We start from the raw sequence: 22,139 nt of genomic DNA, 5'->3' as shown, positions 1-22,139 counted from the left end.
CCTCCCGTACCGAACCTAATCGTTTAGCCACACAGAGCATACTTCTGGAGTGTCCCTCTATATCCGTGGTGTTCATTTCCCGATGAACACTACGTGCCTCTGACACCTTTCGCGCCGAACCGTTCGTCGACGAGCGTCCGCGTCGCCGCGCACGCACCTTAAGGTGAATTATATGTGTATATAATACACTTAGCCATTATGGGGTAGCCTCTTATCTCCGTTTGTGCATCGTCGTGGTATGACACAGCCACGTATCGTCGGCTCCGCCGAGCCTCAGCGGGGGCTCGCCGACCCGGCGGACGCGCGGTCGAACTGCGGCGTCGGCGTCGTCATGGACCTCGGCGGCGAGGGCGGCCACGACGTCGTCGCCGACGGCCTCGAACTGCTCGTCAACCTCGAACACCGCGGCACGACCGGTGCGGAGACGAACACCGGCGACGGCGCCGGCATCGTCCTCCGGACGCCCGACGCCTTCTTCCGTGACGTCCTCGACGTCGCGCTGCCGGAGACGTACGCCGCCGGCACGGTCTTCTTCCCGCACGACGACGAGACGCGGGCGGCCCTGATGGACCTCACGGAGGAGACGCTCGCCGACTACGACCTCGACGTCGTCGCGTGGCGTGACGTCCCGACGGACGGCGACGACCTCGGCGAGACGGCGCTCGACTCCGAACCCGACGTGTGGCAGGTCTTCGTCGCCCCCGCGGACGACCGCTCCGGCGACGCCTTCGACCGCGCGCTCTACGTCGCGCGCCGCGCCCTCGAGAACGCCGTCGACGACGGCGATATCGACGGCGCCGACCGCTTCTACGTCTGCTCGCTGTCCTCGAAGACCGTGGTCTACAAGGGGCTGCTCAAGGGCGAACAGCTCCCCGCCTACTACCCCGACCTGACCGACGAGCGGGTCGAGTCGACGTTCGTGATGGTCCACGAGCGGTTCTCGACGAACACGCTCGGCGCGTGGCACCTCGCCCACCCCTACCGCAACGTCGTCCACAACGGCGAGTTCAACACCATCCGGGGGAACGTCAACTGGATGCGCGCCCGCGAGACGGACATCGAGAGCGAGGTCTTGGAGGACTGCGTGGAACCACGTTCCACGGACGACGCGAGCGGGCAGCGCCCGCGAGCGATCGAGGCGGTCAAGCCGATCATCGACGACCCCGACCAGTCCGACACCGCGAGCGTCGACAACGCGCTCGAACTCCTCCTGCAGGACGGCCGCGACCTCGCCCACGCCCTGCGGATGCTCGTCCCCGAGGCGTGGCGCAGCGACGAGGAGATGCCCCCGGAGCGTCGCGACTTCTACGACTTCCACGCCTCGCTCGTCGAGCCGTGGGACGGCCCCGCGCTCGTCGCCGCGACCGACGGCGAGCGCGTCGGCGCCGTCCTCGACCGCAACGGCCTGCGCCCGTGCCGGTACGAGGTCACGACGGACGACCGCCTGATCGTGGCCAGCGAGGCCGGCGCGCTCGAAACCCCGCCGGAGGAGGTCGAGGAGCGCGGCCGCCTCCAGCCGGGACAGCTCTTCCTCGCCGACCCGACCGAGGGCCGGGTCGTCCCCGACGAGGAGGTCTTCGCCGACCTCGTCGACGACCGCTACGGTGAGTGGGTCGCCCGCGAACAGGTCCGGCTGGCCGATATCGCGCCGACCGACGACGTCGCGCCCCGGCACCCGGCGTCGGCCCTGCGCGACCAGCAGGCCGCCTTCGGCTACACCTACGACGAACTCGAGAACCTGATCGAGCCGATGGCCCGGAAGGGCAAGGACCCGGTCGGCTCGATGGGCGACGACACGCCCCTCTCCGTGCTCACCGAGTTCAACCGGCCGCTGTTCTCGTATTTCAAGCAACTGTTCGCACAGGTCACCAACCCGCCGCTCGACTACATCCGCGAGGACCTCGTGACCTCCCTCGAATCCCGGCTGGGCTTCCAGCGCAACTTGCTCGACGAGTCGCCCGAACACGCCCGCCAGATGGTTCTCGACTCGCCGATCCTCACCGACGCCGAACTCGAAGCGATCCGCGAGTGCGACGCCAACGGCGTCACGGCCGCGACCGTCGATATCACCTACGAGCCGACGGACGCGCCCGCCGGCGAGGACCTCGAAGCCGCGATCGAACGCGTCCGCGCGGACGCCGTCGCGGCGATCGAGGCCGGCCACGACGTCGTGCTCCTCTCGGACCGCGGCGTCGACGCCGGCCGACTGGCGATCCCGAGCCTGCTCGCGACCGGCGCGGTCCACCACCACCTCGTGCGCAACGGGCTTCGCAACCACGCCGGCCTCGTCGTCGAGTCCGCCGACCCGCGGACGGTCCACCACTTCGCGACGCTGATCGGCTACGGCGCGGGCGCGGTCAACCCGTACCTCGCCTACCGGACGATCGAGGACCTCACGGCCGGTCCCGACGGGGCCGACGTCGAGGCCGCCATCGACGCCTACGTCGACGCCGTCGAGGACGGCCTGCTGAAGACGATGGCGAAGATGGGCATCTCGACGGTCGAGAGCTACCGCGGCGCCCAGATCTTCGAGGCCGTGGGGCTCGACTCCGACGTGGTCGACGAGTACTTCGAGGGGACCGAGAACCGCACCGAGGGGATCGGCCTCGCGGAGATCGAGGCCGACGTCCGGGAGCGCCACGACGCCGCGTTCGGCGACGACGAGGCGAGCCTCGACCGGCAAGGCGAGTTCGAGCACCGGTCGGGCGGCATCCACCACCAGTGGAACCCCCAGACCGTGGGGACGCTCCAGCAGGCCGTCCGCTCGGGCGACTACGAGCGCTACGAGGAGTTCGCCGCACAGATCAACGAACAGGGGACGACCCTGCAGACCCTGCGTGGCCTCCTCGAGTTCGACTCCGACCGCGACCCCGTCCCGATCGAGGAGGTCGAACCCGTCTCCGAGATCGTCCGGCGGTTCTCGACGGCGGCGATGTCGCTGGGCTCGCTCTCGCCGGAGGCCCACGAGAACAACTCGATCGCGATGAACCGCATCGGCGGCAAGAGCAATTCGGGCGAGGGCGGCGAACCGCCCGAGCGCTTCGGCACCGAGCGGGAGTGCAACGTCAAGCAGGTCGCCTCGGGCCGGTTCGGCGTCACGAGCACCTACCTCTCGAACGCCGACGAGTTGCAGATCAAGATGGCACAGGGCTCGAAGCCCGGCGAGGGCGGCCACCTCCCCGGCGAGAAGGTCAACGAGATGATCGCCCACGTCCGCAAGTCCACCCCCGGCGTCGGCCTCATCTCGCCGCCGCCGCTGCACGACATCTACTCGATCGAGGACCTGAAACAGCTGATCTTCGACCTCAAGGCCGCCAACGAGGAGGCCGACATCAACGTCAAACTGGTCTCCGAGGCCGGCATCGGCACCATCGCCGCCGGCGTCGCGAAGGCAAACGCCGACGTGGTCCACATCTCCGGCCACGACGGCGGCACCGGCGCCTCGCCGCGCACGTCGATCAAGAGCGCCGGCCTCCCGTGGGAACTCGGCCTCGCGGAGGCCAACCAGATGCTCTGTGCGACCGGCCTGCGCGACCGCATCCGCGTCTCCGCCGACGGCGGGATGAAGACCGGCCGCGACGTCGCGGTCGCCGCCCTGCTGGGCGCCGAGGAGTACGTCTTCGGCACCGCCTCGCTGGTCGCCGAGGGCTGCGTGATGGCCCGGCAGTGTCACAAGAACACCTGCCCCGTCGGCGTCGCCACCCAGCGCGAGGACCTCCGCAAGCGGTTCCCCGGCGAACCCGAGCACGTCATCAACTACATGACGTTCATCGCGCAGGAACTGCGCGAGATCATGGCCGACCTCGGATTCCGCACGGTCGAGGAGATGATCGGCCGCGTCGACGTCCTCTCCCAGCGCGAGGCCGTCGACCACCCGAAGGCTCGCCGGGTCGACCTCTCGGCGGTCCTCGCAGAACCCGACGGCGACGTCCGCTACAAGGTCCGCGAGCAGGACCACGAACTCGACTCGCAACTCGACCGCGACCTGATCGACGCCGCGCGCGAGGCGATCGAGGAGGGACGGCCCGTCTCGCTGGCCGCCGACGTCTCCAACGTCGACCGCGCGGTCGGCGCGATGCTCTCGAACCGGGTGACGCGCCGCTACGGCGAGTCCGGCCTCCCCGAGGACGCGATCACCGTCGATCTGGAGGGAACCGCCGGCCAGAGTTTCGGCGCGTTCCTCGCGGGCGGCGTCTCGTTGCACCTGGAGGGCGTGGCCAACGACTACGTCGGCAAGGGACTCTCGGGCGGCAAGGTGACGATCCGCACCCCCGAGACGGCCGCCTACGACCCGACCGAGAACGTCGCCATCGGCAACGTCGCTCTCTACGGCGCGACCGGCGGCCAGTTGTACGTCAACGGCGTCGCCGGCGAGCGCTTCGCCGTCCGCAACTCGGGTGCGAAGGCCGTCGTCGAGGGCGTCGGCGACCACGGCTGCGAGTACATGACCGGGGGCGTCGTCGCCGTCCTCGGCGACACCGGGAAGAACTTCGCGGCCGGGATGTCCGGCGGCGTCGCCTACGTGTTCGATGGCCGCGTCGTTCCGCCGGAACGACGCGACGAAGACGGCACAGCCGTCGTCGCGGAGGGCGAGTTCGAACGGAAGGCCAACACCGGGATGGTCACCCTCTACGAGGACCTCGACGAGGCCGACGAGACGATGCTGCGTCGCCTCGTCGAGAACCACGTCGCCTACACCGGCAGCGAGCGCGGCCGCGCGCTGCTGGAAAACTGGGAGGCCGCCCTCGACTCGTTCGTGAAGGTGATGCCCGACGCCTACCGCCGCGCGATCACCGAGGACGGCCGGCGGGACGTCCGCGCGGAACTGCCGGGGACGCCCGAACCGGTCGCCGGCGGGGAGTCCGCGGGCTACGTCGCCGGCGACGACTGACCGGCCGCTCCTTCTAGCCGACCGGATCGACCGAGTCGTCGACCCGGCCGCCGACCTCCTCCAGCGCCGCGAGCAGCGCCGCGGTCCCGGGCGCGGCGAGCAGGTGCGCCTCGCAGTCGCAGTCGGAGGCGCCGAAGTCCGGAACTGGATCGCCGGGCAGCGTCGCCGCGAGGTCGCACTCGCGGTCCTCGTCGGGGAACAGGACGGCGTGCGCGAGCGTCGCCTCGGGCGCGCCGAGCAGGTAGTCGACGTGCCAGTGGCGCGCGTCGCGCTCGCCGCGGGCGAGTTCGCGGTGCCTGTCGACGCGCGAGAAGCCGCCGGGGCCGAACGCCGACCCCACGTAGGCGTACGTCCCGCGGGCGAACGCGCGCTCGCCCAGCGCGCCGACCTCGACGGTCGCGTCTTCGGCGAGTTCGATCGCGAGCACGTAGGTGCCGCCGTCGCTCATGACGACGTGTCGAAGCCCGCGGCGCAAAAACGGCGGCGGTTCGGGGTCGGCGGGCGCTACTGCCGGTCCTCGTCCCGGTCGTGGACGTGGCGCCGGTTGCTCACGTCCTCGTCGCGGTTCCGGTCCCGGTCGCGCGAGCGCCCCTCGCCGACGCCGCGTCCGGCGCGGCCGCCCTCGCTCTCGCTTTCGCCCTCGGCCCAGTCGCCGCCCTCGTCGCGCGGACGTTCGGACTGGAGGCCGGTGCGGGCCGACCGCGAGCGGTCGAAGCCGCCGCCCTGCATGTCGTGTCCGCCCTCGCGTCGCCGGCCGCGCCCCTCGTCGACGTCGCGGTCCGGCCGCCGCTCGGTCCGGCCGCGGTCCTCGCCGAACTCGCGGTCGCCGCGGCGACCCCACTCGTCGGTGCCCCGGCCGCGGCGCTCGTCGGTGCGCCGGTCGCCTCGCCGCTGCTGGCTGCCCTGACCGAACTCGCCGCCCGCCCGCCGGCCGGCGCGTCGCTGCTGGCTCCCCTGGCCGAACTCGCGGGCGGCCCGCCGCTCGCGGCGGTCACGGTCACGGCCCTCGTGGCGCTCCTCGCCGCGGTCCTCGTGGCGGCCGCGGCGACTCCCCTCGCGTCGGCCCGACCGGCCGCCGCCCCGCTCGCGGCGGCCCCCGGACTCGCGCTCGGACGCCCGTCGCCGGCTCTCGCCGCCGTAGCGGAGGTCCTGCTGGGACCGCTGGCCACGCCCCCGCTCGCGACCCTCGTACTCCCGTCGGCCGCGGTGGTCGCCGCCTCCGCCGCCTCGCTCCGCTCGCTCCTCTCGGTGGCTTTCCCACCCGCCTCGCTCGTACGGGCCTTCGCCCCCTCGCTGCTCCTCCGGCCACCGCTCTCGCTCGTAGCGCTCGTCCGGTGGCTCGCTCCAGCCGGGCTGGCCGTAGGGCGTCTCCTCGCGGTGGAACTCGCCGCCGCCCCGTCGCCGCCGGCCGGAGCGACCCTCGTCGCGGTCCTCGCCGCGGTCGAACAGGCCGTGTAGCCAGCCGCGCTTGCCCTCGGGCCGGTCGCGGCCGCCCCGGTGGCGGTCGTTCGTTCCGCCCTCCGCCTCCCGTCGGTGCCGACGGTCTCGGTCCCGTCGGTCGCTGTCGTGTCGGTCGTTCATGGTGGTGTGTGGTGGTCGACGTCGGAGCAGTCGCTCGGCGCCGCTACAGCGTCACGGCTACGCCCGACGCGGGAATAAAACCGGAGCGTGGGCCTGCATGGTCGCCGGCGGGCGGTCAGCGGGCGTCGACGGGCCGGCCGGGGCCGACGATGTCGTAGACGCGCTCGGTCTCCGTCTCCGGGTCGAACGAGAACAGCCCCCGCTCGGGCGCGTACTCGTAGGCGAGCCAGCGGGGCCGGTGGCTCGCGCCGGTCAGCTTCCTGATCCCGAGGCGTTTGAGCCGCGCCTCCGGCGCGAGGCGGTCGGTCAGCCGCAGGTCGACGACCGCGTCGAACGCGTACTCGCCGACGCGGGCCGCCGCGTCGCCGCCGGCGGTCGCGCCCGCGGCGACCGGGACGTACCGCGCCTTGCAGACCGTCGCGCGGACCTCCGCGAGGACGTCGCGAACCGACCCGTCGCGGAGCAGCGCGTCGAGCGAGTCGACCGCGACCAGCCCCGTCTCGGTCATCTCGAGGTCGTCGAGGGTCCGGACGAGCGCGTCCGCCACCTCGCGGCCGTCGTCGGGGTCGCTCACCTCGACGATCCCGTCGCCCGCGACGTCGGCCACGAACTGCCCCCACTCGTTTCGGCTCGCGAGGTAGCCCTCGCGGTCGTCGAGTCGACCGGTGAAGCAGTCGAGGACGCGAAGCCGGTCGTCCTCCAGCGCCGGCAGGACGTTCCAGTCGGCCGCGAAGAACCGTTCGAGGGCGGCCACCGGCGGGTCGGCGGCGGCGACGAGGACGGCCCGTTCCCCGCGTTCGAGGGCGCGCCAGACGAGTTCGGTCGATAGCTCCGCCCGGCGGGTCCCCTCCTCGCCGGAGAGCAAGACCAGCGCGTCCGCCGGGAGGCCGTTCGGCGCGAGCGCGTCGAGCGGCTCGACGCCGGTGGCGAAGCGCTTGTAGGCGTCGTGTTCGAGGACGCTCTCCGGGGCCTCGTCGCTTCCCTCGTCTTCGTTCGGTTCGCCGGCTTCGAGACAGTGCGTCGAGCAGAACAGCCCCCGCTCGCCCCGGTGGGGTTCGGTCGGGAGCGTGTAGCCGCAGTAGTCACAGCGTCGGTACCGTCCGGCGCCGCGATCGGCCCGGGCTGGTCGCGTCATGGCGGGGCGCCCTACCACGGGCGACGAAAAAGAACCCCCACCCCGCCGTCGGCCCGTTTCCCTCGCCGTGTTCGTCACCGTTTTGGGGTGGACGGGCGAGGTGCGAGTATGGACAGCGCACTCGTCGTCGGCGGCACCCGATTCATCGGCCGCCACCTGGTCTCCGAACTCCTCGACCACGACTACGACGTGACGATCTTCAACCGCGGAAACCACGACGATCCGTTCGCGGACGACGACCGCGTCGACCGCCACGAGGGCGACCGGACGAACGACTCGGCGCTGGAAGCCGCCGCCGAGGCGGTCGACCCCGACGCCGTCTTCGACTGCGTCGCCTACTACCCGAAGGACGTCCGCGCCGCGACCGAGATATTCGCCGACTGCGAGGCGTACGTCTACGTTTCGAGCGGCGACGCCTACGGCCGCGAGGAGATCCCCAAACGCGAGGGCGAGACGCCGCTGCGCCCCTGCAGCACGGAGCAGGCGACCGACGACTCCGGGGCGACCTACGGCAACCGGAAGGCGGAGGGCGACCGCGCGGTCTTCGCGGCCGCCGACCGCGGCGTGAACGCGATGGCCGTCCGCCCCTGTATCGTCTACGGCCCGTACGACTACACCGAACGCCTCGACTTCTGGATCGACCGCGTCCGCAACTACGACCGCGTGATCGTCCCCGGGGACGGCACCAACGTCTGGCACCGCGCCTACGTCGCGGACGTCGCCAGCGCGCTCCGGGTCGTCGCCGAACGGGGCGACCCCGGCGAGGCCTACAACGTCGGCGACCGACGACTCGTCACCCTCGACGAGATGGTCGAACTGATCGCGGACGCGCTCGACCGCGTGACGCCACGCGCCACGGAGAACGAGAGCGGTGAGCGGAGCGAACCGGGAGCGACCGACGTCGAGGTCGTCCACGCCGGCCCGCGCGAACTCGGGGCCGGCGCCCTCTCGCCCGACGACTACGTCCTCTACCGGGACTACCCGCACGTCCTCTCGACGGCGAAACTCGCCGCCCTCGGCTGGGAGTCGACGCCGCTCGACGAGGCGATGGAAGCGACCGTCGAGGAACACGTCGAGAGCGACCGCGACGGGAGCGAGCACGACCCCGGCCGCGAGGCCGAAGAACGGGTGCTCGGAATCCTCGACACGGTCTGACCGCGGGTTCACGTCCGAAGACGCGACCCGATTCCCGCGTCGTGACGGTCCGGTCGCCCGGAACCGGCGGTCGCGGGCGTCGGCCACCGGGTACGGGAACGGCTTTATATCCCGTCCGCCTGGGTGACGATATGTTCGAGAAGTCGACGTGGATCCGTCTGCCGCGAAACGTCGTCGTCGGCCACGGCGTCCGCTCGCAAACCGTCGACGTGGTCGACGACCTCCACCTGCAGGGACGACCGCTGTTCGTCACGAGTCCGACGCCACGGGAGGTCGCCGCCGACCCGATCGCCGCCGACTTCGAGGCCGCGGGGCTCGACCCCACGCTGGTCACCGTCGAGGAGGCGACGTTCGGCGCCGTCGAGGAGGTCATCGAGACGGCCGAGGCCGAGGGGGCCTCCTACCTCGTCGGCATCGGCGGCGGGAAGGCCATCGACATCGCGAAGATGGCGAGCGACCACCTCGATATGGGCTTTCTCTCGGTGCCGACCGCGGCGAGCCACGACGGCATCGTCAGCAACCGCGGCTCCGTCCCCGAGGGCGACACCCGCCACAGCGTCGCGGCCGAGCCGCCGCTCGCGGTCGTCGCCGACACCGAAATCCTCGCGAACGCCCCCTGGGAGCTGACGACCGCCGGCTGTGCGGACATCATCTCGAACTACACCGCCGTGATGGACTGGCGGCTGGCCCGCCGGCTGAAAAACGCCGAGTACTCCGAGTACGCCGCCGCGCTCTCGGAGATGACCGCCGAGATTCTCGTCGACAACGCCGACCTCATCCGACCGGGACTCGAGGAGTCCGCGTGGGTCGTCACGAAGGCGCTCATGTCCTCGGGCGTCGCGATGAGCATCGCCAACTCCTCGCGGCCGGCCAGCGGCGCCGAGCACCTCTTCTCGCACCAACTCGACCGGCTGGCGCCGGGAGCGGCGCTACACGGCCACCAGGTCGGCGTCGGCGCGATCATGACCGCCTACCTCCACGGCGGCGAGCGCGGCATCTGGCGGGACATCCGCGACGCCCTCGCCAGCCTCGACGCGCCGACGACCGCCGCGGAACTCGGCATCGACGACGAGACCGTCGTCGAGTCGCTCTCGACCTGCCACGAGATCCGCGACCGCTACACGATCCTCGGCGACGGCATGAACGAACGCGCCGCCCGCGAGGTGGCGACGAAGACGGGCGTCATCGGCTGAGCGCGGTCCGTCCCGGACCCGGTCAGACGTGTTCGTCGAGGAAGGCGGCGATTTCGGAGTAGGCCTCGATGCGGTTCTCCAGCTTCGAGAAGCCGTGGCCCTCGTCCTCGAAGAGCAGTTTGCGCACCGGTACGCCCCGCTCGCGGGCCTCCTCGACGATCTGTTCGGCCTCGCCGACGGGGACGCGGGGGTCGTTCTCGCCGTGGAGGACGAACAGCGGTGCCTCGATGCGGTCGACGTTGTTGATCGGCGAGATGGACTCGAGGAACTCGCGGTCGTCCTCCAGCGAGCCGTACTCCGCCTCCCGGAGCGCGCGACGCCAGTCGCCCGTGTTCTCGAGGAAGGTGACGAAGTTGGCGATGCCGACGACGTCGACGCCCGCGGCCCACAGCTCGGGGTACTCGGTGAGCGAGGCGAGCACCATGAACCCGCCGTAGGAGCCGCCCATGGCGACGACGCGGTCGGGATCGATCGCGGGGTGGTCGCCGAGCCACTCGACGCAGGCGGCGACGTCGGCGACCGAGTCCATCCGGTTCTCGACGTCGTCGAGGCTCGCGTACTCGCTCCCGTAGCCCGACGAGCCGCGGACGTTGGGCTCGAAGTAGGCGTAGCCGCGGTCCAGGAAGTACTGCTTGACGCTGGAGAACGACGGCCGGCGCTGGCTCTCGGGGCCGCCGTGGATGTCGACGACGACGGGCGCGCCGTCGCCCTCGGTGTCGTCCCCGCCGTCCTCGTCTCCCTCGGGCAGCGCGAGAAAGCCCGGCACCTCCAGCCCGTCGAAGCTCTCGACGTGGACGAGGTCGGACTCGCGGAAGGTCTCGGGCGGGATGCCGGCCGTCGGCGCGGCGGTCCACCGCTCGACCGCGCCGGTCTCGACGTCGTGTGACTGCGTCGCACCGCCCGAGGAACGTAGTTCCTCGACGTCGACGACGAAGACGTTCGTGTTGACCGTGTCGCCGGTCGTCGAGAGCGCGAACCGTTCGGCATCGGGGCCGAAGCTCACGCCGCCGGAGACGCCGCCGGGGAGGTCCGGCTTCGGGAAGGTCTCGAACGCCGTCGGCTCGTCGTCGTCGAACGCGCCGACCGTGAGTTCCGTGTAGCCCTCGACGTTGCGCGAGTAGACGAACCGGCCGGTCTCGTCGTCGAGTGCGATTCCGTCGACGTTCCACCCCTCTCCGTCGGCGACCGTCTCGATCTCGCGCGTGTCGAGGTCGAGGTACGCGAGGGAGAGCGTGTCCGTGCTCTCGTCGGTGACGAGGTAGAGTCCCTCGCCGTCGGGTGCCCACGACGGGCTCCCGTAGCGGACGTCGCCCTCGTGGGGCGTGAGGTGGTCGAGGTCCCCGGTCTCGACGTCGAGGACGTAGAGATCCTGATCGAAGTTCGAGTACGCCTGCGAGACGAGCAGCCGGCCGTCGTCGGGGCTCCAGCCGGCGACGGTGAGCCAGCCGTCGCCCTCGTGGATCAGTTCGGCCGCGTCGCCGGTCTCGTCCCGGCCCTGCACGTAGACGTCGAAGACGGCCTCGTCGCGCCGGTTGGAGGTGAACGCGAACCGCTCGCCGTCGTGGCTCCACCCGCCCCAGCGGTGTTTCGCGTCGGGCATCGCCGTCAGGTCCTCGATGACGCCCGTCTCCGCGTCGAGGCGGAACAACTGGGCGCGCTCGTTGCCGCCCTCGTCCATCCCGAAGACCAGTTCGGGCCGCTCGGGCGACCAGGAGGCGAAGGTGACCCGCTCGTCGGAGAAGGTGCGCTGCTCGGGCCACGCGCGGGGCCCGTCGAGCGTCCAGACCTGCGGGACGCCCGTGGTGTCCATCAGAAACGAGAGCCGCTCGCCCTCGGGACCGAACGAGGCCCCGTAGGCGCTGCGGACGTTGAGATAGCGCTCGATGCTGTACGTTCTCATACGCTACCCCTCTCGAATCGACACCATAAATCGCTTTGGCACCTCTCGTACCTCCGGTTCCCGTAGCGGTCGATTTCCGGGCGCGGTCCCGCCCTCGAAACGGTCCGAACCCCGATTCGAACCGTTCGAACGATCGATCAACCGTCACTTGGTCGAACTCCCTTCCCGCTCGTGGCGTGTGGACGGAAACGAAGGGTAATCGACGGATAATTGCCGCCCTGTCCAGCGCGCATAACAAAGCCCGACTCCCGCCGCGAATAGCGACGAACGCTATGATACGACCGGCGAATTCTCCGAGCGGGAATCGAACGTCGAACCGCGGACGGCCGTGGCTGACCGTCCTCGTCACCGTACTGACGGCCCTCAGCCTGACGGTCGGCGTCGCCGGCGTCGCGGCGGCGTCCGACCACGCCGACTCGACGGCCGAACGCGACGTCCCGATCGACCACGTCGAGCCGACGCAGGTCGACTCGATACACCTGTTCACCGGCCCGTCGGACGCCGGCGACCTCGACGCCTCGCGGGCCGACCTGACTCTCGACGGCGAGGTCGGCGACGGCTGGCTCCTCGCCGACGTCGACGGCGACGGCGTGCAGGACCTCGTCGTCGCCGCGGAGGCCGACGGGGAGCGGGTCCAGTGTGTCTTCGACGGCGCGACCGCCCGGTCGCTCGACCGCGGCGCGGGAGCGGCCGACGGCGGCGGCGCGGACGTCCCGGTGACGTTCCTCGACGTCGGCGGCGACGCGTGGTCGGGGTCGATCGACGGCGCGGCCGACGCGGACGCGGCTCCTCTGGCCGTCGTCACGTCAGCGGCGACGACGAAGGCGGACGCGCAGGTTCTCGTGCTCGCCGGCGCGTGTTTCGCCGCCGACGGCGCGAAGCAGGTCGAGAAGCCCGACCGGAAGGTGGTGACGGAGACGAAAATCGACGTCGAGACGACCGAGAAGCCCGCGAAAGAGACGGTCGACCGAGTGGAGAAGAAAGACGGCGACAGGAAAGTCGAGAAAGAAGACGAAGCGGTCGAGAAGACCGTCGAGCGGAAAGACGAGAAGGAAGACCGGCAAGTCGAACAGAAGGATCGCAAGGACGAGAAGAAGGATACGGCTGAGAAGAAGGACCGACAAGTCGAACAGAAGGATCGCAAGGACGAGAAGAAGGATACGGCTGAGAAGAAGGACGAGAAGAAGAAGGATCGGCAAGTCGAGGAGAAGAAAGACGAGGAGAAGAAGGACCGACAGGTCGAGGAGAAAAAGAAAGACCGGGCCCCGAAGAAAGACCAGCCGAAGAAAGACGACAAGAAGGGCGACGACGGGACGGACGACGAGAAGAAAGACGGGAAACTCGAAGTCGAGCAGATCCAGACCGTCGAGGTGAGCCAGACACAGACCGTCGAGGCCGACGCGCCCGAGGACGCCGAGGTGAAACAGCACCAGAACGTCGAGGTGGCACAGTCCCAGACGGTCGAGACGGGCGAGGAAGCCGACTGACCGCGACGTCCGCGACCGCGACCGCGAGTCCGAAATTCGGTCGCGAACGGCCGGGAACGGTCCCGTGGCGCCGCGAGACGACGAAAGAAGTGACTTTTTATTCCGCGACTACGTTTCGCCCGCATATGCGCATCGCGTTCGTCTCGTTCGAGACGGTCCACCACCGCGCGAGCGAGACGAACGAACGGTTTCGGTCCGTCGTGGAACTCCTTCGGGACCGCGGGCACGACGTTCACGTCTTCTGCGCGCAGTTCTGGGCCGACGAGGCGGGGCGACTCGAACGCGACGGGATCACCTACCACGGCGTCTCGGTCGGTCTCGACGCCTGCGAGTCGTTCCTGTTGCGCCTGCCGGTCGCGCTGCGCGCGACGAACCCGGACGTCGTCCACGCGGGCGCGAATCCCCCGGGACAGGTGCTCGCGGCGCGCTCGGGGGCGACGCTCTCGCGCGCGCCGCTGCTCGTCGAGTGGTACGGCGACGGCGGCGTCGAGGGCGGCCGGCGGCGCTGCCTCGCGGCCCGCGCGTCCGACCGGATCGTCACCCCGTCGGAACTCGTCCGGCGGAAGGTCCGCGAACTCGGCGCGGACGGGAACGCGGTCGACGTCGTCCCCAACGGCGTCGACGTCGAGCGGGTCCGCGAGACCGACCCCGGCGAGGAGGTCGACGTGGTCTACGCCCGTCGGCTCGACGCGGGGGCGAACCTCGAAAGTCTCCTGCTGGCGCTCGCGGAGCTACGCGACCGCGAGTGGCGCGCGAGGGTGCTCGGCGACGGTCCCGAGCGCGACGCCTACGAGGAGCTAGCGGGCGACCTCCGGATCGACGACCGGGTCGAGTTCGCCGGCGACGCCTCGCTCGACGAACGCATCGCCGCCTACCGCGGCGCGCACGTCTTCGCCCAGACGGCCCAGCACTGCGTCTTCCCGACCGAGATGCTGTGGGCGCTCGCCGCCGGCTGTGTCGGCGTCGTCGAGTACCACACCGACTCCTGTGCCCACGAACTCCTCGAGGGGTGCGAGCGGGGGTTCCGGACGACGAGCGAGGAGGAACTCGCCGACGTCCTGCTCGAAGCCCGCGACCTCGAACACCGCGACTACGACGAACGCTTCGCGGAGTTCGACCACGAGGCGGTCGGCGAGCGCTACCTCGATGCGTACCGCGACCTGCGAGAGGACCGCGGGTTATTCTAGATCGAACTTCGCCGCCGCGGTCTCCATGTCCTTGTCGCCGCGCCCGGAGAGGTTGACGAGGAGCGAGTCGTGGGCGCCCTCCTCGGCGAGTTGGATCGCCCGCGCGACCGCGTGGCTGGACTCCAGCGCCGGGATGATCCCCTCCGTTTCGCTCAACTCGCGGAACGCCGCCAGCGCCTCGTCGTCGGTGACCGCGGTGTACTCGCAGCGGCCGACCGCGCGGAACATGGCGTGCTCGGGGCCGACGCCGGGGTAGTCCAGCCCCGCCGACACCGAGTGGACCTCGACGTCGTCGCCGAGGACGCGCGTCTTCATCCCGTGGAGCACGTCGTCGGTCCCGCTCGCGAGCGGCGCCGCGTGGCGCGTCGAGTCGGGGCCCTCGCCGCCGCCCTCGGCGCCGTAGAATGCGACCTCGTCGTCGCGGAAGGCGTGGAAGAGCCCGATGGCGTTCGAGCCGCCGCCGACGCAGGCGACGGCGGCGTCGGGCAGCGCCCCCGTCCGCTCGCGGAACTGCTCGCGGGCCTCCTCGCCGATGACCGACTGGAAGTCCCGGACCATTCGCGGGAACGGGTCGGGGCCGACGGCGCTGCCGACGAGGTAGTGGGTGTCGGCGACGTTCTCGGCGAAGTCCTCGAGGGCGACGTCGACGGCGTCGGCGAGGCCCGCGCCGCCGCGGGTCACCTCGTTGACCTCGGCGCCCAGCAGCCGCATGCGGAAGACGTTCATCGCCTGTCGCTCGGCGTCTTTTTTCCCCATGTAAATCTCCGTCTCCAGCCCCAGCAGCGCGCCGACCATCGCGGTCGCGACGCCGTGCTGGCCGGCGCCGGTCTCGGCGATCAGCCGCTCGCGGCCGGCGTGTTTCGCCAGCAGCCCCTGGCCGAGCGCGTTGTTGATCTTGTGGGCGCCGCCGTGGAGCAGGTCCTCGCGCTTGAGGTAGATGTCGGCGCCGTAGCGCTCGCTCAGGTTGCGGGCGTGGTAGAGGGGGGTCGGTCGGCCGGTGAACTCCTCTAGGAGGGCGCGAAACTCCTCGCGGAACGCGTCGGTCTCGCGGACCTCGTCGTAGGCCGCGGCGAGTTCGTCGAGCGGTTCGCGGAGCGGGTCGGGAACGTGGCGGCCGCCGTAGCCGCCGAACTCTCCGTCTGCCATGTCACGTCACGGGTGGCCCGCGGCGGATAAATACGTTCCGTCGCGACCGTTCCCGTCGCTCGGTGATCGATTTCGATCACGAACGGACTCGACGGGCCTCCGACGCTCGATTCTGCGGTCAGCCGTCGACGAACGCGCCGTCGTCGTCGAGCGCGTCGGGGTTCGCCGCCGCGAGCGCGGTCTTGACGGCCGCGACGTTCTCGGGGACGTCGTGGACGCGGACGAGGTCGGCGCCGCGGTCGGCCGCGAGCGCGCTGGCGGCGACCGTCGGCGCGAGGCGCTCGTCGGGGCCACAGCCGACGCGCTCGAACATCGACTTGTGGGAGTGGCCGACGAGGACGGGACAGCCAAGCGCCGCGAACTCGTCGATCCGGTCGAGCAACTCGAAGCTCTCGGCGGCGGACTTCCCGAAGCCGAGGCCGGGGTCGACGACGATCCGATCGCGGTCGATCCCCGCCTTCTCGGCGAGCAACACGGTCTCGGCGAGTTCGTCGATCACGTCCGTGACGACGTCGTCGTAGGCGACGTCACGATCCGGGACGACCGGGGCGTCGATGCTGTGCATGAGGATCAGCCCCGCGTCGTGCTCGGCGACGACGAACCGCATCTCGGGATCTTCGAGCCCCGAGACGTCGTTGACGACGTCCGCGCCCGCTTCGAGGGCGGCCGCGGCGACGGCGGCCTTGCGGGTGTCGACCGAGACGAGGGCGTCGAGGTCCGCGATCCGCTCGATGACGGGGACGACGCGGTCGATCTCCTCCTCGACGGCGACGGGGTCGGCGCCGGGCCGGGTCGACTCGCCGCCGACGTCGATCACGTCCGCGCCGGCCTCGACCATCGCCTCGGCCCGCGAGACGGCGTCGTCGAGCGCGTCGTACTCGCCGCCGTCGTGGAAGCTGTCGGGCGTGACGTTGCAGATGCCCATCACGGCGGTCCGGTCGGTCCACGGGTATCGCGAGCGGCCCGCGGCCGACTCCCTCTCGCCGTCGAGGTCGAGCGTCTCCCGGAGGTCGGCGGCGAGGGCCGCCAGTCCGTCGGGGCGGGAGTCGAGGCGGCCGACCAGTCGGTCGAACTGCGCGAGCGTGCCCATCAGGACGGCGTCGACGCGTTCGTCGCCCTGATCGCCCTCCAGGGCCGACAGCGAGCACTCGCCGCCGACGCGGGCGAACTCCCGCTGGACGGCGCGGGCCTGCCGGCGCCCCACGCTCGTCGCGACGACGCGGTGGACCGCCTCGCCGCTCGCCCGACGGATCTCGGTCGCGGCGACGTTCGCGCCCGCGAGCGCCTCGCGGGCGTCCTCGAGGTCGCGGACGCGCTTCGGCGTCGTCTGCCGGGTCCACCGGGCGCGCGCCTCCGCGACGGCGAACAGCGACCCGGACACGAGGACGCAGTCGTCGGCGTCGGCGGCCGCGAGCGCGTCGGCGAGCGCGTCCTGGACGCTCTCGCCCGTCCGCACGTCGTCGACGCCTGTACGCTCGAACACCGTCGAGAGGACCGCGGGGTCCTCGGCACGGTCCAGCGGCGGTTCGCAGGTGACGACCGCGTCGGGGGTCGGCAGCGCCGCGGCCATCCCGTGGTGGTCCTTGTCGTGCATCGCGCCGAAGACCAGTCGGAGGTCGTCGTACTCGAACGTCGCGAGCGTCTCGGCGAGGCGCTCGCAGGCGCCGGGGTTGTGCGCGCCGTCGAGGACGACCAGCGGGTCGGTCCCGAGCACCTCGAACCGGCCCGGCCAGTGGGCGCTTCGCAGCCCCCGCGCGAGGTCGTCCGTCGAGACGTCGGCCACCTGCCGGGCGAGCGCCGCCGCGATGCCGGCGTTCTCGGCCTGGTGGTCGCCAGGCAGCGGGATGCGCGTCTCGATCCCCCACCCCTCGGCGTCGATCGAGACGGCGGCCTCGGTGTGGTTCGTCCGGCCCTCGTAGGCGACGCGGACGTCGGCGTCCGGGTCGGGGCCGACGGTGACGACCTCGCCGGCGACCGCCCGGACGGCCGCCAGAGCGTCCCCCGTCGTGCCGGTGACGAGCGGCTCCTCGCCGACGACCTGGGCCTTGTCGCGGGCGATCTCCTCGATCGTGTCGCCGATGATCCCCGTGTGTTCCAGCGTGACGCTCGTGACGGCGCTCGCGACCGGGTCGACGACGCTCGTCGCGTCGTACCGGCCGCCGATGCCGACTTCGAGGACGGCCACGTCGACGTCCTCGCGGCCGAACTGCCAGAGCGCGAGCGCGGTCATCGTCTCGAAGAAGGTGGGCGCGTCGCCGTCGGCCGCCCGGTCGGTGACGTAGCCGCGGGCCTCCGCGACGAACGCGGCGACCGTCGACCGGGGAATCTTCCGGCCGTCGACGCGGATCCGCTCGCGGACGTCCTCGAGGTGCGGCGAGGTGTACAGTCCCACGGTGAGGCCGGCCTCGCGGAGGACGCGTTCGAGCATCCGCGCGGTGCTCCCCTTCCCGTTGGAGCCGGCAACCTGCACGAAGTCGACGCCCTCGTGGGGGTCCCCGAGGTGGGCGAGCAAGTCCGCCGTCGACTCCGTGCCCGGTTTCGGACGGAACCGGCGCAGGCCGAAGAGGAAGTCCGCCGCCTCGTGGTACTCCATACCCGAACCACAGAGTCCGCCCGCTTTAGGGTGTCGAACTCGGTGACCGGCCGCGGGGGCCCCTCCATTCGCGAGCGGTCGCCGCGAGCGCACGTAGCCGCTGTGCGGGTGACTGGTTCGGCGACCGCAGGGGGGTCACGGGCCGCTCACGTGCGCTGCAGGCCGGTCGGTGGCCGGAGGAAGAGTCCGTCGAGCACCGCGAAGAACGCCACCGCGGCGCCCGCCAGGAGCGCGACTTCGAACGGGACGTCGAACAGTTCGCCGACGAGGGCGGCACCGGCGAACGCGAGGGGGATCGTCGCGAGCAGAAGGTCGTACCGTCCCGCGGCGTGGAGCAGTCGACGAACGCGATCCGAGAACCCGGCGATGTCTCTGCTGGTCATCGATCACCACCTCATCACGTACTACGAGGTTATCCCACTAAAATGTGACTGATTTCGCGGCGTCAGACGGCACCGTTCGGCCCATCGATCGTTCTGCGCCCGTCTCGTCGGTTCGGACCGCTGCTCACTCGCCCCAGCGGGCCGCGCGCGTCGGCCGGTCGGTGACCGCCGCGACGTCGAGGTCGCCGCCCGCGTCGCTCGCGGCGCCGTCGAACGCCGCCAGTCCCGTCAGGTAGGCCTCGGCGCCCGCTTCCGTCGAGATGTAGGGGACGTCCTCCTCGACGGCCGTCCCGAGCGCCTCGCGGTCGCGGCTGACGACGAGGTCGACCGTCCCCTCGCGGATCGCCCGCGCGGGGTCGTCGAACGTCTCGACGTCGAAGAACGCCTCGAAGCCCTCGACGAGCCGTGACGAGGACTCGTCGGCTCCCTCGGGAACGTCGAGGTCGACGATGGCGGTCCCCTCGCGGACGGCGTTGTCCGCCGCCTGCTGGGCCTTCCAGTAGGCCGTCCCGAAGTCGGCGGCGGTGCCCATCACCTCGCCCGTGGACTTCATCTCCGGACCCAGCCGCGGATCGCTGCCGGGCAGACGGTCGAACGGCAGGACGACCTCCTTGATCGAGGTGTGTTCCGGGATCCGCTCGTGTGCGTCGAGGTCCGCGAGCGACTCGCCGGCCATCACCTTCGCGGCCAGTTTGGCGATCGGCACCCCCGTCGCCTTCGAGACGAACGGCACGGTCCGCGAGGAGCGGGGGTTCGCTTCGAGGACGTAGACCTCGCTCGCGGTTTCACCGCTCGCATCCGAGCCCCCCTGCGCCTCGCTTTCCCCGTTCAGGACCGCGAGTTGCACGTTCAGCAGGCCGACGGTTTCGAGCGCCCGGGCGATGTCCTCGGTGACCTCGCGGACCCGGGCGAGCGTCTCCGCGTCGAGCGACCGCGGCGGGATCGCACAGGCCGAGTCGCCGGAGTGGACGCCCGCCGCCTCGACGTGCTCCATGATGCCGCCGATCAGGACCTCCTCGCCATCGGCGACGGCGTCTACGTCGAGTTCGACCCCGCCCGCGAGGAACTCGTCGACGAGGATCGGCTTGTCGGGGCTGACGCGGACGGCCTCCTCGATGTAGCGTTCGAGTTCGTCGTCGTCGGAGACGACCCGCATCGCGCGCCCGCCGAGGACGTACGAGGGGCGGACGAGCACGGGGTAGCCGATCTCGTGGGCGAGTTCGAGCGCCTCCTCGCGGCTGTGGGCCGCGCCGCCGGCGGGCTGGGCGATCCCGAGGTCGTCCATGAGCGCGTTGAACCGGTCGCGGTCCTCGGCGAGGTCCATCGCCTCGACGTCGGTGCCCAGCACCGCGCAGTCGAGGCCGCGGCGGTCGAGTTCCGCTTCGAGGGGGTCGCCGATGTCCACGGAGGTCTGGCCGCCGAACTGGATCATCACGCCGTCGGCGCCGGTCGCCTCGACGACGTCGGCGACCTCCTCGGCCGTGATGGGCTCGAAGAACAGCCCGTCGGAGGTGTCGTAGTCGGTCGAGACCGTCTCGGGGTTGTTGTTGACGACGTGGGCGTCGATCCCGAGTTCCTCGAGGGCGCGCACCGCGTGGACGGCGCAGTAGTCGAACTCGACGCCCTGACCGATGCGGATCGGGCCGCCGCCGACGACGACGACGCTCTCGACGTCGCGGTCGACGCGCACCTCGTCGCTGCCGATCGGCGAGGAGCCGGACGCGACCGGGTCGCGCGCCGAGTAGTAGTACGGCGTCGAGGCGGCGAACTCGCCGGCGCAGGTGTCGACCTGCTTGTACGAGCGGGCGGGCGCCGCCGACTCGACGGTCCCGACGTCGGCGCCCGCGCGGGCGGCGACCTGCCGGTTCGTAAAGCCGAGTTCCGCGGCCTCCTCGAAGTTGCCCTCCGCGGCCGCGACCGACGCCTCGGCGACGTTCGCGTACCGTTCGACGTACCACTCGTGGATGCCCGTCAGGTCGCAGACGTCCGCGACGGTGTAGCCGCGCTCGAACCCCTCGAACATCGCGTACGGCCGGTCGGGGGTGGGCGTCGCGAGGTAGTCGGCTTCGAGGTCCGCGTCGCTGACCTCGTCCCAGTCGACGCTCGGGTCGTACTCCGAGGACCGGAGCGCCTTCAACAGCGACTCCTCGAAGGTGCGGCCGATGGCCATCGCCTCGCCCGTCGACTTCATCGCCGTGCCGAGTTCGAACTCGACCTCGTCGAACTTGTCCTTGGGCCACCGCGGTACCTTGGTGACGACGTAGTCGATGGCGGGTTCGAACGCCGCCGTGGTCTCGCCGGTGATCTCGTTTTCGATCTCGTGGAGGCGCTTGCCCAGCGCGACCTTCGCGGTCACCCGTGCGATCGGGTAGCCGGTCGCCTTCGAGGCGAGCGCGGAGGAGCGGGAGACGCGGGGGTTGACCTCGACGACGCGGTACTCGCCGCCGGGGGTGCCGTCGTCGTGCCACGCGAACTGGATGTTACAGCCGCCCTGGATGCCCAGTTCGCGGATGACGTCGAGTGCGGCCGTGCGCATCTCCTGGTGGCCGTCGTCGGGGATGACCTGCGAGGGCGTGACGACCGTCGACTCCCCGGTGTGGATGCCCATCGGGTCGATGTTCTCCATGTTGCAGATGATGATACAGGAGTCGTCGGCGTCGCGCATCACCTCGTACTCGAGTTCGATCCAGCCGGCGATCGACTCGGTGATCAGCACCTCGTCGTTGCGCGAGAGCCGCAGGCCCTTGCGGACGCGCTCGACGAGTTCGTCCATCTCCTCGACGACGCCCGACCCCGACCCGCCCAGCGTGTAGGTGGTGCGGGCGATGACCGGGAGGCCGCCGACCTCGTCGACGGCGGCCTCGACCCGGGATTCGAGGTCGGCCTCGGTCAGTTCCGACACCGACTCGCCTTCGTCGAGGGTGATGGTCGTCGACCGGGGAACCGGCTGATCGATCTTCTCCATGCGCTTGCGAAAGAGGTCGCGGTCCTCGGTCGCGTAGATCGTATCGAGCGGCGTCCCCATGATGTCGACGTCGTACTCCTCCAGGACGCCCTCCTCGGCGAGTTCGGCGGTGACGTTCAGCCCGGTCTGGCCGCCGAGGCCGGCGATGACGCCGTCGGGCTCTTCCGTCCGAACGATCTCGGCGATGGCGTCGGTGGTGATCGGCTCGATGTAGACCCGGTCGGCCATCTCCGGGTCGGTCATGATCGTCGCCGGGTTGGAGTTCACGAGGACGACGCGGGCGCCCTCCTCCTGTAGCGCCCGGCAGGCCTGCGCGCCGGAGTAGTCGAACTCCGCGGCCTGCCCGATCTGGATCGGCCCGCTGCCGATGAGCAGGATCGTGCGCCCGTCTGCCCCCGTGTCGTGGTCCGTACTCATTGGTCCCGTTCACCCGGAGTTCGCGAATCGTAATAAGCGCCACGAAATATTACGATACCCGAAGTGCCGTTTCGAATTTCGAATATTGCCGCGACCGGAGCGGTCG

At 70.9% G+C, this 22,139-nt stretch carries 13 protein-coding genes; 5 read left to right on the top strand and 8 right to left on the bottom strand.

Translation table 11 applies throughout. From position 1 onward, the window contains the following. The first annotated feature begins 238 nt into the window (after positions 1-238). Positions 239-4,891, top strand: coding sequence for a glutamate synthase large subunit (gene gltB / locus NKG98_RS09915; protein ID WP_254765763.1), 4,653 nt, complete (start codon positions 239-241; stop codon positions 4,889-4,891). A gap of 13 nt (positions 4,892-4,904) precedes the next feature. On the opposite strand, the gene NKG98_RS09910 is transcribed toward gltB, so the two are convergent. The 3 genes from NKG98_RS09910 to NKG98_RS09900 form a co-directional block, all read right to left on the bottom strand. Then, entirely contained in the window at positions 4,905-5,339 is a 435-nt protein-coding gene (locus NKG98_RS09910) for a GIY-YIG nuclease family protein (protein ID WP_254765762.1), read from the bottom strand. 56 nt (positions 5,340-5,395) lie between these two features. Next, on the bottom strand, positions 5,396-6,472 hold the full coding sequence (locus NKG98_RS09905; protein WP_254765761.1) for a hypothetical protein: 1,077 nt from the start codon (positions 6,470-6,472) through the stop codon (positions 5,396-5,398). A gap of 115 nt (positions 6,473-6,587) precedes the next feature. Beyond that, positions 6,588-7,607, bottom strand: a complete 1,020-nt coding sequence (locus NKG98_RS09900; RefSeq protein ID WP_254765760.1) for an RAD55 family ATPase — start codon at positions 7,605-7,607, stop codon at positions 6,588-6,590. Positions 7,608-7,715: 108 nt separating this feature from the next. Between NKG98_RS09900 and NKG98_RS09895 the strand changes: the two genes are divergently transcribed. Then, entirely contained in the window at positions 7,716-8,762 is a 1,047-nt protein-coding gene (locus tag NKG98_RS09895; protein ID WP_254765759.1) for an NAD-dependent epimerase/dehydratase family protein, read from the top strand. A 131-nt stretch (positions 8,763-8,893) separates the two neighbouring features. Next, a complete protein-coding gene (locus tag NKG98_RS09890) occupies positions 8,894-9,955 on the top strand; it encodes an NAD(P)-dependent glycerol-1-phosphate dehydrogenase (RefSeq protein WP_254765758.1) in 1,062 nt (353 codons plus the stop codon). Positions 9,956-9,977: 22 nt separating this feature from the next. Here NKG98_RS09890 and NKG98_RS09885 read toward each other — a convergent pair whose 3' ends face one another. After that, positions 9,978-11,855 carry a S9 family peptidase gene (locus NKG98_RS09885; RefSeq protein ID WP_254765757.1) on the bottom strand — a complete coding sequence of 626 codons (1,878 nt, stop codon included), beginning with the start codon at positions 11,853-11,855 and terminating at the stop codon, positions 9,978-9,980. A gap of 272 nt (positions 11,856-12,127) precedes the next feature. Here NKG98_RS09885 and NKG98_RS09880 point away from each other — a divergent pair, with 272 nt between their 5' ends. Next, the gene (locus NKG98_RS09880; RefSeq protein WP_254765756.1) at positions 12,128-13,342 is read left to right on the top strand and encodes a hypothetical protein; all 1,215 of its coding nucleotides are present in this window, start codon (positions 12,128-12,130) and stop codon (positions 13,340-13,342) included. Positions 13,343-13,467: 125 nt separating this feature from the next. Further along, complete coding sequence (locus NKG98_RS09875) at positions 13,468-14,529, top strand: glycosyltransferase family 4 protein (protein WP_254765755.1); 1,062 nt, start codon at positions 13,468-13,470, stop codon at positions 14,527-14,529. On the opposite strand, the gene trpB is transcribed toward NKG98_RS09875, so the two are convergent. The 4 genes from trpB to carB all read right to left on the bottom strand — a co-directional run bounded on the left by trpB (position 14,521) and on the right by carB (position 22,033). Next, complete coding sequence (trpB, locus tag NKG98_RS09870; protein ID WP_254765754.1) at positions 14,521-15,675, bottom strand: tryptophan synthase subunit beta; 1,155 nt, start codon at positions 15,673-15,675, stop codon at positions 14,521-14,523. The genes NKG98_RS09875 and trpB overlap by 9 nt on opposite strands. A 118-nt stretch (positions 15,676-15,793) precedes the next feature. Further along, positions 15,794-18,268 (bottom strand): dihydropteroate synthase, encoded by a 2,475-nt coding sequence (folP, locus tag NKG98_RS09865; RefSeq protein WP_254765753.1) that lies wholly within the window; start codon positions 18,266-18,268, stop codon positions 15,794-15,796. Between the two features lie 146 nt (positions 18,269-18,414). After that, on the bottom strand, positions 18,415-18,651 hold the full coding sequence (locus tag NKG98_RS09860) for a DUF8015 family protein (protein ID WP_254765752.1): 237 nt from the start codon (positions 18,649-18,651) through the stop codon (positions 18,415-18,417). Positions 18,652-18,775: 124 nt separating this feature from the next. After that, positions 18,776-22,033, bottom strand: coding sequence for a carbamoyl-phosphate synthase large subunit (gene carB / locus NKG98_RS09855; protein ID WP_254765751.1), 3,258 nt, complete (start codon positions 22,031-22,033; stop codon positions 18,776-18,778). Positions 22,034-22,139 lie beyond the last annotated feature (106 nt).

Source organism: Salinilacihabitans rarus, from assembly GCF_024296665.1.
GTDB classification, from domain to species: domain Archaea; phylum Halobacteriota; class Halobacteria; order Halobacteriales; family Natrialbaceae; genus Salinilacihabitans; species Salinilacihabitans rarus.
The sequence above is the reverse complement of the archived record's forward strand: the minus strand, read 5'-3'. Positions and strand labels throughout refer to the sequence as shown.